Here is a 14,918-nt window from a genome sequence, read left to right on the forward strand (position 1 = left end):
TCAACGGAAAGGAGATCCGTGATGCAGCACTTGCCTTTTAAGAACTATATGGAGGATGCCGTTGCATATATGCTGAATCGCCTCGCGCCGCAGTATCCCGAAATCTGCATGTGTGATCGCTGTCGTACGGATATGATGATGATTGCGCTGAACAACCTCCCGCCGCGCTATGTCTCCACACATAAGGGCGATGTCCTGCAGCGCGTTGAGGGCATGGAACTCCAGTATGAGGTGGAGGTGCTGACCGAGACCATGCGCGCAATGCAGATTGTCGGCGGTCAGCCGCATCACGGACGAAACGAAGAGGGACTGCGGCAATAGCAGTTCCTATATGAAAAAACACGCGCAGATAAAATTTGTCAAGCGCGTGTTTTTTTGCTAAAATAAGGAAGAAATCAAAGGCGATCTGCGCGTCGGCGTCTCTGAAGAGGCGCGGGCGCATTTCTTTTGCTGTGTGTCTGTTGTTTCGGGAGTGAGGAAGCTGTTATGTTCGCGAGGATAAAGCGTGATATCCGCGTTGTCTTTGAGCGCGACCCTGCGGCGCGCAGTACGATTGAGGTGCTGCTCTGTTACGGCGGGCTGCACGCCATCTGGCTGCACCGCATTGCGCATGCGCTGTATCAACGCGGCTGGGTGCTCATCCCTCGACTGATCTCCAACTTCGGACGTCTCCTGACGGGCATTGAGATCCATCCGGGCGCGACGATCGGCGAAGGCCTCTTCATCGACCACGGCACGGGCATCGTTATCGGCGAGACGGCGGAGCTCGGCAGGAATGTCACGCTCTATCAAGGCGTGACGCTTGGCGGTACGGGCAAGGAGAAGGGCAAGCGTCACCCGACACTCGGCAATAATGTCGTCGTCGCCTCGGGCGCAAAGGTGCTCGGCTCGTTCACCGTCGGCGATCATGCGAAGATCGGCGCCGGCTCCGTTGTGCTGAGACCTGTGCCCGCGCACGCAACCGTCGTCGGTATTCCGGGGCGCATCGTTGTCATGAATGGGCAGCGCGTGCGCACGGAAGCGGAGTTCCACCGTGCGCGCGAACTATCACTCGAATGTGAGGAGAGTGCGGAGGAGCTTGCGAGCGAGCTGGATGTCGACCTCGATCACGATATGCTGCCCGATCCAGAGGCAGAGATGATCGAGCAGATGCGGCAGGAGATTGAGGCGCTGAAGTCACGCCTCTCGGAACTGGAACAACGGAAATAGGGGGAGTATCATGCTTACCGTTTACAATACAATGACGCGAAAAAAGGAAGAATTTCACCCACTGCGTGCGGGCGAGGTCAGCATCTACTGCTGCGGCGTGACGCCATACAACGATCCGCATATCGGGAACGCACGTCCCTTCGTCACATGGGATGTCATCCGCCGCTATTTGGCGCGCAAAGGCTATGCGGTGCGCTACATCCAGAACTTCACGGATGTGGACGATAAGATCATCAATGCCGCGAACCGCGAGGGCGTGACGTGGAAGGAGATCTCCGACCGCTATATCGCTGCCTATTTCAAGGCGATGGATGCCCTGAATGTGCGCCGCGCTGATGTCTTCCCGCGCGTCTCCGAGACGATGGAAGACATCATCCGCATGATCGAGACGCTGATTGCGCGCGGCTATGCGTACGTGACCGAGGCGGGCGATGTCTACTACCGCGTGGAGGCGTTCGCACATTACGGCCGCCTCAGCGGGCGCAGCCTCGAGGATATGGAAGCGGGTGCACGCGTCGAGGTCAACGAGACGAAGGAGCATCCGATGGACTTTGCCCTCTGGAAGGCGGCAAAGCTGGGCGAACCCTCGTGGGAGAGTCCGTGGGGCGCGGGACGTCCCGGCTGGCACATCGAGTGCTCGGCAATGTCCGTGAAATACCTCGGCGAGGTGTTTGATTTCCACGGCGGCGGCAACGATCTCATCTTCCCGCATCACGAGAACGAGATTGCACAGGCGGAGCCGTGCATCGACGGCGACGAGAAATTTGCACGCTACTGGCTGCACAATGGCTTTATCACGATCGACAACGAGAAGATGTCGAAGTCGAAGAACAATTTCTTCACGGTCAAGGACATCCTCAAGGAGTTCCCGGGCGAGGTCATCCGCTTCTTTATTTTGCAGACGCATTACCGCAGTCCGCTCGATTTCAGCGACGAGCGTTTGCGTGAGGCGCAGACGGCGCTCGAGCGTCTGCGCAACGCAAATGCCGTGATTGCAGACCTCGCGAAGCACGAGGGCGCATCGGATACGGCGGCGGAGCTTGCGGCACAGGCGGAGACATTCCTGCGCGACTTCGATGCGGCGATGGACGACGACTTCAATACAGCGCTTGCGATCAGTCAGATGTTCGGCCTTGCAAAGGAGATCAACCGCTACCATCAGGAGGTGGAGCGCGGTGTAGCATTCGATGCGGCGAACTTCAAGAAAGCGGCAGACGCCTATCATGCGATGGCGGAGATCATCGGGATCTTCGAGCAGGAGGAGGCGGCTGCGGACGATGGACTGGTGGACGCCCTCATGGAGCTCATCATCGGCATTCGGCAGGAGGCGCGCGCAGCAAAGAATTGGGCAGTTGCGGACAAAATCCGCGATGGGCTCAAGGAGGCGGGTGTTGTACTTGAGGACACGCCGACGGGCGTGCGCTGGAAGAGAGCGTAGTGCGTGAAGTTTGAACGGTTTCAGCAGCTCGTGCGCATGATGTTCCTGCCCGATGAGGCGGGGAATATCCGCACACGCTACGAGGATGTGGATGCCGCGAGCGTGCATCCGCTCGTCCTCGCCTATGTGGGCGATGCCTATTTTCACCTCTACGTGCGCATGCGGCTCCTCTCGTACGAACAGGCACAGGTGCAGGCACTCCACGCGTTCAGCGCCCAGATCGTCTCAGCACTCTGGCAGGCACGCGCCTATCGCGGCATTTCGGAGATGCTCACGGAGGAGGAGCAGACGATCTACCGCCGCGCGCGCAACACGAAGAGCCACGCACCGCGCAGTGCGTCCGTAGCCGATTATCACACGAGCACGGGCTTTGAGGCGCTGCTCGGCAGCCTCTACATTCGCGGAGAGCGGGAGAGGCTCGAGGAGATTACGGAGGCGGCATTTCAGATCATCGCAAAAGAGATGATGGAGAATATTCAGCGGGAGCAACATGATGGAAATTAAACTGATCTCAAAGACACCGAACTACCTCAAAACCTGCTGGACGGCGGCGCGGACGTGCTACAGCGCGGATTCGCCGATCGAACTGCTCGCCGAGGAGAAGACTGAGGAGGAGATGCTGCGCCTCCTTGAACGCATCATGACGAGCAAGCATCTCTCGGTTGTGGAACACTGCTCCATGACGTTTGCCGTCAAGGACGTGTCACGCACCCTGCTCGCGCAGTACAGCCGCCATCGCATCGGCGTGTCTCTCAGCGTGCAGAGTCAGCGCTATGTCTCCGAGCAGTCCGCAAAGCAGGCGGACGGGCTGTTTGGTCATGTCATCCCGGAGACCATCGCCGCAAATGAGGAGGCATATGAGCGCTATATGGCGTGCATGCGCGAGATTCAGACGGCGTACGACGATCTGCTCGCGCTTGGCGTTGCAAAGCAGGATGCGCGCTTCGTTTTGCCGGGCGGGGCGTGCACGAATTTCGTCACGACGCTCAACCTGCGCTCCTTTATGGACGTGTATGAAAAGCGTGTGCTGACGCCTGGCGCACAGTGGGAGATCAAGGAGATGATGCTCTGTATGCGCGATCTGATCGTTGCAGAGGAGCCGTGGCTCACGCGATTCATCCCGCGCGGCTGAGAGTGAGGGAGCACATATGAAACGGACAGAGCATCACGCTGAGGAGCACGCGGACGAGCGCCCCTCGAACATCCTTGCCGGTCGCCACGCCATTGCGGAGGCGATCAAGGCGGGGCGCGGCATCAACCGCATCCTGCTCGCAGACGGGCTGCATGGAAATGGTGTGCGCGAGCTGCGCGATCTCGCACGTGAGCACGGCATTACGCTGGACATCGTGAATCGCTCCAAGCTGGATGCTGCCGTGCCCGAGGGTGTGCGCCATCAGGGGGCGCTCGCCTATGTCGCACCCGTTGCCTACGTTGCGGTCGAAGAGATCATCGCATCGGCGCGAGAGAGAGGAGAGGATCCGCTCCTGCTCCTGCTCGACGGCATCGAGGATCCGCAGAACCTCGGCGCACTCCTGCGCACGGCGGATGCAGCGGGGGTGCACGGCATCCTCCTGCCGCGCCGTCACAGCGTCCCGCTCACGGAGACGGTGGCACGCGTCTCGGCGGGCGCGCTCGAATACGTCCCCGTTGCGCGCATCGGCAACATCGCGCAGACCATGCGCGCGCTGAAGGAGCAGGGCTTCTGGATTGCGGGCGCGGATATGTCAGGCGAGGAGACCTATGACCGCGCGAACCTCACGGGTGCGCTCGTGCTCGTCATCGGCAGCGAGGGGCGGGGGATGAGCCGCCTCACGCGTGATCTCTGCGACTTTACCGTGCGTCTGCCGATGTGCGGCAGGATCAACTCGCTCAACGCTTCGGTTGCGGGCGCGATCCTGATGTACGAAGCATTGCGTCAGCGCATGGCGAAGGCGGCACAGCATGGCTAGGCAGCGGGAGTCCGAGTACTACCTCATCGACGGATACAACGTCATCAACGCGTGGCCGGAGCTGATCCGCCTGCGCGGCAACCTCGACGAGGCGCGCGATGTCCTCGTGCACATCCTTACGGAGTACGGTGCGTTTGAAAACTACGAGATGACCGTTGTCTTCGATGCGTTCTTCACCGAGGACGATGAGCACGAGCTGCAGATCACCGATCGCATGAAGGTGATCTACACGGGGGCGGGTGAGACGGCGGACAGCTGTATCGAGCGTCTTGCGTATACGGCGGTGCGTGCGGGGCGTGAGGTGCACGTCGTTACCTCCGACGGCGCGGAGCAGAGCGTCATCCTCGGCGCGGGTGCCTACCGCATCACCTCGCCCGAGCTGCGCCGCTCCGTGAAAAAGTCGAAGAAGCAGATGAAGGCGGAATATATCGGCGCGCATACGCAGTCGCTCGGGCGGATTGAAGTTCATGAGCGGCTTGACCGTGATACCCTCGCGCGGCTTGAGGAAATGAGACGAAAAAAATAACGGGATTGCTGCACGAAGTCGTTTTGACTCGTGGAACAGTCCCGTTTTTGTGTGCGCCGATCTCACCACCGCTTTGTCTTGCGCCAGAACGAGGGGCGCAGGAGGATGAGCAGTGTGAAGATCTCGAGGCGGCCGAGGAGCATGGAGAGGCAGAGAACCGCCTTTACGAAGTCCGAGAGCGGCGCATAGGTTGAGGTTGCGCTCACGATGCCGAAGGCGGGGCCGATGTTGCCGAGCGTTGTGATGGCGATGGCGACTGCGTCGAACGGCAGCAGCCCGTCCATCGTGAGGAGGAATGCCGTCACAAAGATAATCGCGAGATAGAGGAAGAAGAATGTTCCCACGCGTAGGAGCATGGCGCTGTCCACGTGCACACCGCCGAGAGAGATGTCAATGACGCGGTGCGGGTTCAGCTTTTGCAGGATGACGGCGCGCGCATTCCGCACGAGGAGAATGATGCGCGCGACCTTGATGCCGCTCGCGGTCGAACCGGCGCAGCCGCCGATGAGCATGAGGAGGAGCAGCAAGAGCTTCGAGAACGTCGGCCACGTTTCAAAATCCGCCGAGACAAAGCCCGTCGTCGAGACCGATGTCGCCTGAAAGACTGCGGCGCGCGCAGCCATGCCCGTATCCATCCCCATCTCGATGATGAGGTTCAGGGCGATGAGCAGGATCGCAATGAGGATCATCGAGAGATAGGTGCGGAACTCTGTGTTGCGCAGAATGACGGACGGCCCCTTGACCCACGCACGGTAGTAGAGCGAAAAGCTGCCGCCTGCGAGGAACATAAAGAGCGCTGTCCACAGCTCGAATGCGAGGCTGTGAAAGTGCATCGTGCTGTCGTCATAGGTCGAGAAGCCGCACGTTCCGATGGTGGACATCGCGTGCGTGACGGCGACGGAGAAATCCACGCCGCAAAGCATGAAGATGCCCGTCGTCACCGCCGTAAACACGAGGTAGATCTTAAAGAGAGCCATCGTCATATCGCGCAGGCGCGGCATCACGCGGTCTGTCGTCGGTCCCGCGCCCTCGGCGTTGTACATATAAATCGTGCTCGCACCCGACTGCGGTAGGAGCGCGATGAAGATGACGATGATGCCGAGACCGCCGATCCACGCCGTCATCATGCGCCAGAAGAGGACGCTGTACGGGAGACTGCCGAGCGAAGCAAATACGGTTGCGCCTGTCCCTGTAAAGCCGGAGATGCTTTCAAACAGCGCGTCAAGAAAGCCGAGATAATTGCCGAGCAGATAGGGGAGCATCCCGAGAAATGTGCCCGTGAACCATCCAAATGCCGTGATGGCAATGCCTTCGCGCGCCGTCAGCTCCTCGGCGCGCCGTCCGTAGCGGCGGAAGCCGACGCCCGCGAATGCACTGACGAGGACAGAGAGCATGAACGCCTCGCGGCTCGGCTCATCGCCTGCAATGGCAAGGACGAGCGGAATCACAAGTGCCGCCGCCATTGCAAACGAGAGGCGCGACAGAATGTAGTTGACTGTGTAGATATTCATAGCTTTCTACCACCTGTGCCTCGTGTCCTCGAAGAGTGTGCCGAGGAGGAGGAAGAATGCAAAGATCTCGATGCGCCCGAGGATCATGAGCAGGGTGCAGACGAGCTTTGTCCATACGGGCAGCGCGGCGACTGTATCGAGATGTGCGAGCGAGGCGACACCGCCCGTTGTCGTGAGACACGAGACCGTCAGCGTGATCGTCTCGATGGGACTCAGTCCCGCAAGTGCAATGAGGAGACTGCTGACGGAGAAGACGGCGGCAAAGAAGAAGGCGAGCACGAGAATCCGTCCCGCAGAGTGCAGAGGTACAACCTCGCCGCCCTGTCGCACGGCGAGCACCATGCGCGGGTGCAGGGTGCGCAGCAGCTCTGTCCATGCGAGCGAGATGAGCACGAGGACGCGCGATATGCGAAAGCCGCCCGCCGCCGACCCCATGCAGCCACCGATCACTGCGAGCAGGATGAGGAGCAGCGCTGCGCTCGTGTGAAAGGGCGCTGCGCCCTGTAACATGAGCCCGTTTGTCGAGAGAAAGGAGACTGCATAAAAAAAACTGAAACCGAGCGCCTCTATGATCGACCATGTGCCGTGCAGCAGAGCGGGGATGGCGAGCAGTACGCCCGCAGCGAGAAAGAGCAGGAAAAAGGCGCGCAGCTCCATGTGGCGTGTGAGCATCGCGCCCGATCTGCGGTGCAGAAGCTGCCAGAGTGTGAGGAGTGGCAGTGCCGAGAGCAGCGCGACGAGTCCCGCGCCGAGCATGAGGGCAGGTGTTGGCGGCAGACCGCCCGTCATGGGGCCTGCGCCCGAGGCAATTGTAAAGAGCGCGAGGATCAGTGCCGTGAAGATGTCATCGCCCGCCATCAGATAGATGCCGACCGAAACGGCGGTGATGGCGATGTAGAGCAGCGTCATCTCACGCATGGGGCGCGTCATGCGATTCCAGAGCGGGCTGAACAAGCGCGCCTGCCGCACGTTGAAATCCACGCCGAAACATCCGCTGACAACGGGAAGCACCGTCACGAGAATCACGATGAAGAGCAGGCCGCCGAACCAGCTCATCAACGCGCGCCAGAGGATGAGCGAGGGCGGTAGTGTATCGCCGAACACCGTCATGCCCGTGGTCGTGAGTGCCGAGACGCACTCAAAGAACGTATCTGCGGGCGAGAGGTGCAGCCCCGCGAGATGGAACGGCAACATGCCGAGCACGGCGAGCAGAAACCAAATGGCGAGCAGGAAGAGTACGCCCTCCTGCACCGAGAGTTGTCGCATGTGGCTGCGACCCATATTGCCGAACACCATGCCGAGGATCGCAGCAAGTATGCCGAGCGCGAGAAACGATCCCGCCAGTGAATCGCCGTAGGCAAAGCCGTAGGCGAACGGAATGAGATACAGCGGCGCAAAGACGTATGCCGTGCGCCCCATGAGCACCCAGAACAGATCGAAACGCATCAGTCATCTCCAAAATAGGCGAGTGCTTTTTTCGCAAAGCTCTTGAGCACGAAGAGGATCACGCGGTCGCCCGGCAGCAGCTCCGTCATGCCGTTTGGAATCGCCGCCTCCTCGTTTCGCACATAGGCGCAGACGAGGCATTCGCGCGGGAGGTTTGCGTTCATGAGCTTCTTTCCCACAACCGGCGCACCGCTGCTGACGATCACCTCGAGCGCCTCCGCACGCGCGCCCTCGAGTAGGGTCACGCGCGTCACGTCGCCGCCGCGCGCGTAGGCAAGCACCTCGCTCGCCGAGAGTAGACGCGCCGATAGGGCGATGTTGACGCCGACTTTCTCCATGAGGTCAATGTACTCGTTGCGGTCGACACGCACGACCGTCTTGATCTTGTTGTTCGATAGGTGGCGTGCGAGGAGGGCGAGCATCAGGTTCAGCTTGTCATCCTCCGTCAGGCAGACGATGACATCCGCCTCCGCGACGCCCTCCTCCGTCAGGAGGTCGATGTCCGTGCCATCGCCGCAGATCGCAAGCCCCGCCGTCAGCTTCTCTGCGAGCATCTCGCAGCGCTCACGGTCACGGTCAATTACCTTTACCTGCACGCCCTGTCGTTCGAGCATGAGGGCGAGCGCGCGCCCCGTGCGTCCCGCGCCGATGATTGCCGCACGCGTCAGCTTGTGCGTGTCGCTCGGTACGAGGCTCTGGCTGAACTCCTCGATGCGGTCGGGCAGTCCGATGAAGTAGGCGTTGTCGCCCGGCAGAAAGACATCGTCGCCGTGCGGGATAATCATGCGGTGGTCGCGGAAGATGAGCCCTGCAAGGACGCCGTGCGGCAGCTTCAGACTTTTCAGCGGTGTGCGCGCGATGGCGGAGCGGCGACGAATGCGCGTCTCGAAGAGGCGTACCTTGCCCTGTGCGAAATCTTCCACATTGAGTGCGGCGGGCGTCATGAGAATGCGGTTGATTTCGTTTGCTGTGATGAGTTCGGGATTCAGCACGAGGTCGATGTCGAAATTTTCCTTGAGATAGCGCCCTGCCTCCACGGTGAAGTTCATGTCGCGGATGCGTGCAATCGTGTGTGCAATGCCGTGCTTCTTCGCGAGCACACAGGCGACAATGTTCACCTCGTCGCTCTCCGTCACCGCGATGAGGATGTCCGCGCTCTTGATGTCGGGGTCGTTCATCGTGAGAGGGCTTGCAATGTTCGCCTCGATCGGCAGCACGTCAAGCGTCGTCTTTGCTGCCTCAAGCTGGCTCTCCTCGCCGTCCACCACCACAACATCCATGCCCTCCTCTGAGAGCAGCGCCGCAATGCTGTAGCCCAGCCTCCCCGCACCCGCGATTACGATCCGCACAATGAGTCCCTCCCGCGTATACTGAATGAAATATAGAAAAGTATACCATAGATTCGTGGTAAGTTAAACTCATATTGCGTGAGGAACAATGCTCTTTCTTTTGTCGCAGCGACAATTTTGTGTTAGACTATCCCTATGGAAAATATGAAGGGGGAGATCACTTGCTGTGCTTTTCGGGGGTGTCTGTGGACTACGGGACGGGGGCGGATGTTGTGCACGCGATTGCGGATACGAGCCTCTGCGTGGAGCGGGGGACAGTGCTCGCGCTGATCGGTGCGTCCGGCTGTGGCAAGTCCACGCTCCTGCGCGTGGGGGCGGGGCTTGTGCAGCCGACTGCGGGGACAATCACGTCGGATGGCGTGCCCATTGACCCGCGCACGCTGCGCATCGGCTTCCTGCCACAGAACTACGGACTGCTCGCATGGAAGACGGTGCGCGAGAATATCCTGCTTGGCGCACAGATCAAGGGGGAGTGGAGCACCGAGCGGGTGTCGGCATTTGATGAACTCGTCGCAGAGCTTGGACTCTCCGACCTCTTGGAGCGCTATCCGCGTGAGCTCTCGGGCGGACAGCAACAGCGCGTGGGGCTTGCGCGCGTCTTTCTGCTCTCCCCCGATCTCCTGCTGATGGATGAGCCGTTCTCCGCGCTCGATGCGATTACGCGCGAGTCCATGCAGGAGGTATTCCTCTCGCTGTGGAAAAAGCAAGCTGTGACGACCCTGCTCGTGACGCATTATGTCGAGGAGGCACTGACGCTCGCAGGGCGGATTGCAGTCATGCGCGGGACGCCGGGGCGCGTTGCCGAGATCATGGACAATCCCTATGCGGGCGACCTCGCGCACCGTTCCTCTCAGGCGTTCTTTGCGATGGGGCAGGAGCTGCGCGCAAAGATCGCGGGAGGTGTATGATGGCGAAGATTTCACTGCGGATGTTCGTGTTGGGCATTGTCTTCTCTCTTGCTCTTTGGGTGGTTGTTGCACATCTTCTCGCGATGCCCGTGATCCCTCCGCCCGAGCAAGTGCTACTGCGTCTCGCACAGAAATTTACAGACGTGATTGCCGTTCATGCGGGCTACAGCCTGATGCGCATTGTGCTCGGTCTCGCTGCTGCCGTTGCCGTGGGCTATCCCGTCGGTGTTCTGATGGGATATTTCCCGCGCGTGAACCGTCTGCTCGCGCCGCTCCTCTACCTGACCTATCCCGTGCCGAAGATTGCCCTGCTGCCCGTGGTCATGCTGCTCTTCGGCGTGGGGGAGACAAGCAAGATGCTGCTCGTCTTCCTCATCATCGTCTTTCAGGTTGTCGTTGCCGTGCGCGACGCCGTTGCCGTGATTCCCTCCGAGACCTATGCGCCGCTGCGCGTGCTCGGTGCGTCCTTTGCGCAGATTGTGCGCCACATCATCGTGCCCGCCTCACGGCCGAAGTTCATCACGGCTGTGCGCGTGGCGATGGCAACGGCGATCTCCGTGCTGTTCTTCACGGAGACGTTCGGCACGCAGTATGGCATCGGCTACTATATTATGGACGCGTGGCTGCGCGTGAACTACCTCGATATGTATGCGGGCATCGTTGTTCTCAGCACGATGGGGCTGCTGCTCTTTGCTCTGCTCGACTGGGCGGAGCGGCGCCTGTGTGCATGGAATCGATCGTAAATGAAAAGAGCGGCTGATCGTGCAGTCGCTCTTTTCGTGTCTAGCGCATCAATGCGAATCCATTTGTATCGAAGTAATTGATCCCGCCGTCTGCCGCTCGGGTGAAATAGATTGCATCGAATTGGAGCCGATATTCTCCAACATCGTACTCCTGCAATTCCCTTGGAAGAGAGAAGGTATCGTGCTCCTCCGCGTACGCTGTCACGCGGTCGATATAGGGGGTGAGGTCGATGAGCTCCTCGCTTTCATCAGCCCGCCTGATGGTAAGCAAGCCCTCGGAGGTTATATCTTCTCTGCTAAATCGGCGGAGCGTTTGATATCCCGAAATATCCATTGCTTCGCGGGCGTCAAATGAAATATCATAGATCTTTGGTTGTCTGAGCCCTTTGACGCCGTAACTTTCGCTGATAATATTGGCGGCGAGCGGGGAGCTCTCCTCTCCAATGTAGAAGGCGATGTCCCTGATCTCCTCGATCAGTTCGGGCGGCGTATCATCTCTTATGATGAACTGCCCGTCCTGCACAAGATTGTTCTCCGTGAGGATGCGGCTCAGCCGCGCCTCCTGACTGTGCTGCGGCACGTCAATAATGTTGAGCGGGGTGAGGGTGAAGATGAGCGCGAGGATGGCGGCGCAGAGATAGATCTGCTGCGGTTTTTTCCGTAAAAATGCAGTGATGAGTGCGTAGATGCCGCAGACGGTACAGATCATTGAGGCGTAGCGTGCCGTCGTCAGCCCATACGCCTCATAGCGCAGATACACGCCGTAGAGCTGGACGGCGAGGATGGGGAGGAAGAGGAGAAGTCCCCATTTCAGAAAGCGTGTGAAAAGCGAGAGACGATTTTGCTCCGCGAGCGTGCCGAAGAAGAGTGTGAAGGCAAGGAGGGCGAACGAGGCGTACCAGTTCATTGTGCCGACGGGCATCTCACCTGCCAGAATAATTTTGCCCACGTAGAGGTAGAGCACGAGAAGGAGCAGGGCGTAGACGGGGAAGAGGAGATAGAGCAGGACTTTTTGCGCGGCGGCAGGGAAGGCATAGCGCGTGCCCGCTTGTGGCAGTGTGCCGAGAAATGCGGCGAGCCCCCACAGTTGGTACGCTGTCAGCCCGATGAAGAGATAGACCGTCTCTGCCGTCCATGAGGCGGCATCAGTCACAACGAGCGCCCAGAATGCGGCGGCGCAGGTCATGAGTCCGAGGAAGAGCAGGATGCTCGTCCCGAGTGAAAAGGCAGCCGCAAAGGTGAGGGCGGGCAGTCCCGGCGTTCTGTTTGACCGTTCAAGGAAAAAGAGCGCGAGGAAGGAGAGTGCGAGCAAAACGCCGCCCGTTCCGATCAGCAAATGCCTGCTCGGTATTTCCACGCCATACCACAGGACGGCGAGCACGATGAACAGCGCGACGGAAACGGCTGCGCCGATCAGGATCGGCCGTTTCTGCGGAAAGGCATCTGTGAGCAGCTGACATGCAGCCGCTGCCAGCCATGCGGCAAAGAACGCGGGCATGAGGCGGACGAGATGATCGAACAGCTCAGTACCCACAGTGCCGAACGGCGATGTGCTCTCAGGGCGTAGCAGGATGATCGCTGCGGCGACGAGAAACCCGACGACCTGCCAGCAGACGGCGACGGGAAAGCGGCGGACAAGCGCGTGCGCCTGCCCCTTCAGATGCAGAATCCTCATGGAAATATTCAATGTGCTCCCCTCCTTAAGAAATTGCTGATAAAATGAAGTCCATGCCGACATTCTATCGTTCTGGTAATTTTCCGTCAATGCACATAGGATTAACCTCGTGAATACATCCCATAGATACCTTTACAATCCCCTCCGAAAAATGGTAAGATGGGCGCGTGGATTTTTCCGTGCGGACAGGGAATCTGTTCGGCTTTCTTTTAGGAAAAGGATGGTACGCAATATGAACGAGCTTCTCTATAAAATTCCTGCCAATACGCCGCGCGAGGAGGTCATTCGTCAGCTCAAGGCACATCTAGAGGTGCGCTTCGTCTCGCTCGTGGGGATCGATATGGCGGGCAACGATACAGATGAGAAGATCCCCGTGCGGATTTTTATTGAGGACATTGAGAAATTCTACAACGGAACAGCCGTGCAGACGGATGGCTCCTCTGTCGTCCTGCCGAAGATTGCAACGATCAACAACGCGAAGGTGGATCTTCCGATCGATCCTGCGGTCAACTGGTTCGTGGACTATGACCCCGAGAGCTCGGACGAGGAGACGGGGCTGCCCATCGGGACGCTGCGCATCCCATCCTTTATCATTCACGAGGAAAAGCGCGTCGACTCGCGTGCCGCGCTTGTGGATACACTCGCCTATGTCAAGCAGGAGCTGCTCGATTTCTTCCACGCAAATCCGGAGATCTCGGGTTCGCCGAGCCTGAACGGAGCGGACATCGTGGACATTGCGTTCACGTCGGCGACGGAGCTCGAGTTCTGGGTCAAGACGCCGCTCGATGACAATGCATCCATCGAGGAGATGTCCGCCTCGCAGGTGATGAACGAGCAGTATTGGGAGCGCACGCACGGCGCTGTGCGTACGGCGCTCGAGGACTGCCTCATCCAGCTCGACAAATACGGCTTCCACATGGAGATGGGGCACAAGGAGGTCGGCGGACTCAAGGCGCAGATCGACGAGAGCGGCCGCATGACACACGTCTGCGAGCAGATCGAGATCGACTGGCAGTTTGACAACGCCGTGCAGGCGGCGGACAACGAGCTCTTCGTCCGTACCTTCGTCCGCGAGATCTTCCGCCTCTACGGGCTCGAGGTCAACTTCAAGGCGAAGCCGCTCATCGGGCTTGCGGGCAACGGAGAGCACACGCATCTCAGCCTCGCGGCGATCACAAAGGACGGCAAGCGCCACAGCCTCTTTGCCGCCGATGATCAGAACGCGGACTATATGAATGCCGTCGGCTACGGTGCGCTTATGGGGCTCCTCAAGAACTACGAGGCGATCAATCCGTTCGTCTCTGCGACGAATGATGCATTCAACCGTCTGAAGCCGGGCTTTGAGGCGCCTGTCTGCGTCGTCACCTCGTTCGGCACGACGCCCGCAATCCCGTCGCGCAACCGCACGGTGCTCGTGAGCCTCATCCGCGATCTGAAGAGCCCTCTTGCAACGCGATTCGAGCTGCGCGCAACGAATCCGTACTCCAACACCTATCTCGTCATCGCCGCCGCCTACCTTGCGATTCTCGACGGCATTCGCCATACGGCGGGACGCACGACGGCACAGCTTCTCGGTGAGCTCTCGAAGCAGCCGGGCGAGAAGGGCTTCTACCTCGAGACCGACCGTGCCTATCGGAGCGAGGAGGATGTCTTCGAGTACTATACGGCAGAAGAGCGAGACGCACGCTTTGGCAAGCCGCCCGCGACAGTCTGGGAGAACATGCTCGGCTTCGACCTCTACCCCGAGAAGGTAGCGGTGCTCACGGCGGGCAATACGCTCCGCCCGCAGATCATCGACTCGTTCCGCACGGGCGCGCTCCTGCGCTGGAAGATCGAGCTCATCAGCCGCATCATCCCCGAGAACCGCAAGCTCGTCCGCCGCATGACGGAGATCAAGAGCGATTTCGTCACCGATCAGGATGCCTATATGTGGAACAAGATCCACGATCTGCGCATCTATCTCGCAAAGGACACGATCGACGACAAGGCACTCTTCACCCTGCTCATCAAGGCCCTGAATGAGGGCGACTACCCAACGGCATCCGCGCTGCAGCTTGAGATGTATGCGAAGATGGAGGAGCTCAAGGGGCTCTACGAATGCTATAAAAAGAATATGATCTGACCGTAAGAGGCTCTGTCGAAAATTCGGCGGAGCTTCTTTTGA

14 protein-coding genes are annotated in these 14,918 nt (G+C 59.6%); 10 read left to right on the top strand and 4 right to left on the bottom strand.

The features are described 5' to 3' along the window. Positions 1–21 precede the first annotated feature (21 nt). The 7 genes from H1B31_RS06875 to H1B31_RS06905 all read left to right on the top strand — a co-directional run bounded on the left by H1B31_RS06875 (position 22) and on the right by H1B31_RS06905 (position 5,122). Positions 22–321, top strand: coding sequence for a late competence development ComFB family protein (locus H1B31_RS06875; protein WP_009439823.1), 300 nt, complete (start codon positions 22–24; stop codon positions 319–321). A 165-nt stretch (positions 322–486) separates the two neighbouring features. Further along, positions 487–1,209 carry a serine O-acetyltransferase gene (gene cysE, locus H1B31_RS06880; RefSeq protein ID WP_185979788.1) on the top strand — a complete coding sequence of 241 codons (723 nt, stop codon included), beginning with the start codon at positions 487–489 and terminating at the stop codon, positions 1,207–1,209. A gap of 10 nt (positions 1,210–1,219) precedes the next feature. Then, entirely contained in the window at positions 1,220–2,647 is a 1,428-nt protein-coding gene (gene cysS, locus H1B31_RS06885) for a cysteine--tRNA ligase (protein ID WP_185979789.1), read from the top strand. A 3-nt stretch (positions 2,648–2,650) separates the two neighbouring features. Continuing rightward, complete coding sequence (locus H1B31_RS06890; protein WP_009655690.1) at positions 2,651–3,151, top strand: Mini-ribonuclease 3; 501 nt, start codon at positions 2,651–2,653, stop codon at positions 3,149–3,151. Then, entirely contained in the window at positions 3,141–3,779 is a 639-nt protein-coding gene (gene thyX, locus H1B31_RS06895; protein ID WP_185981252.1) for an FAD-dependent thymidylate synthase, read from the top strand. The genes H1B31_RS06890 and thyX overlap by 11 nt, the downstream gene beginning before the upstream one ends. 16 nt (positions 3,780–3,795) lie before the next feature. Continuing rightward, on the top strand, positions 3,796–4,596 hold the full coding sequence (gene rlmB, locus H1B31_RS06900) for a 23S rRNA (guanosine(2251)-2'-O)-methyltransferase RlmB (protein WP_185979790.1): 801 nt from the start codon (positions 3,796–3,798) through the stop codon (positions 4,594–4,596). After that, positions 4,589–5,122: an NYN domain-containing protein gene (locus H1B31_RS06905; protein ID WP_185979791.1), complete on the top strand. Its 534-nt coding sequence runs from the start codon at positions 4,589–4,591 to the stop codon at positions 5,120–5,122. Before rlmB ends, H1B31_RS06905 begins: the two co-directional genes overlap by 8 nt. A 62-nt stretch (positions 5,123–5,184) precedes the next feature. Here H1B31_RS06905 and H1B31_RS06910 read toward each other — a convergent pair whose 3' ends face one another. From H1B31_RS06910 to trkA, 3 genes are read right to left on the bottom strand one after another with little or no spacing between them, the layout of a single operon-like run. Continuing rightward, positions 5,185–6,633, bottom strand: a complete 1,449-nt coding sequence (locus H1B31_RS06910) for a TrkH family potassium uptake protein (RefSeq protein WP_185979792.1) — start codon at positions 6,631–6,633, stop codon at positions 5,185–5,187. A gap of 6 nt (positions 6,634–6,639) precedes the next feature. Further along, entirely contained in the window at positions 6,640–8,079 is a 1,440-nt protein-coding gene (locus H1B31_RS06915; protein WP_185979793.1) for a TrkH family potassium uptake protein, read from the bottom strand. Continuing rightward, positions 8,079–9,428, bottom strand: a complete 1,350-nt coding sequence (gene trkA / locus H1B31_RS06920) for a Trk system potassium transporter TrkA (RefSeq protein ID WP_185979794.1) — start codon at positions 9,426–9,428, stop codon at positions 8,079–8,081. Before trkA ends, H1B31_RS06915 begins: the two co-directional genes overlap by 1 nt. Before the next feature lie 161 nt (positions 9,429–9,589). Here trkA and H1B31_RS06925 point away from each other — a divergent pair, with 161 nt between their 5' ends. Continuing rightward, the gene (locus H1B31_RS06925) at positions 9,590–10,336 is read left to right on the top strand and encodes an ABC transporter ATP-binding protein (RefSeq protein ID WP_185979795.1); all 747 of its coding nucleotides are present in this window, start codon (positions 9,590–9,592) and stop codon (positions 10,334–10,336) included. Next, a complete protein-coding gene (locus H1B31_RS06930; protein WP_185979796.1) occupies positions 10,333–11,079 on the top strand; it encodes an ABC transporter permease in 747 nt (248 codons plus the stop codon). The genes H1B31_RS06925 and H1B31_RS06930 overlap by 4 nt, the downstream gene beginning before the upstream one ends. A 40-nt stretch (positions 11,080–11,119) precedes the next feature. On the opposite strand, the gene H1B31_RS06935 is transcribed toward H1B31_RS06930, so the two are convergent. Continuing rightward, complete coding sequence (locus tag H1B31_RS06935; protein WP_226372081.1) at positions 11,120–12,766, bottom strand: DUF4153 domain-containing protein; 1,647 nt, start codon at positions 12,764–12,766, stop codon at positions 11,120–11,122. A 220-nt stretch (positions 12,767–12,986) separates the two neighbouring features. On the opposite strand from H1B31_RS06935, the gene H1B31_RS06940 reads away from it, so the two are divergent. Beyond that, positions 12,987–14,876 (top strand): glutamine synthetase, encoded by a 1,890-nt coding sequence (locus tag H1B31_RS06940; RefSeq protein ID WP_185979798.1) that lies wholly within the window; start codon positions 12,987–12,989, stop codon positions 14,874–14,876. The last annotated feature ends 42 nt before the right edge of the window (positions 14,877–14,918 follow it).

The sequence above is a fragment of the Selenomonas timonae genome (genome assembly GCF_014250475.1).
GTDB classification, from domain to species: domain Bacteria; phylum Bacillota; class Negativicutes; order Selenomonadales; family Selenomonadaceae; genus Centipeda; species Centipeda timonae.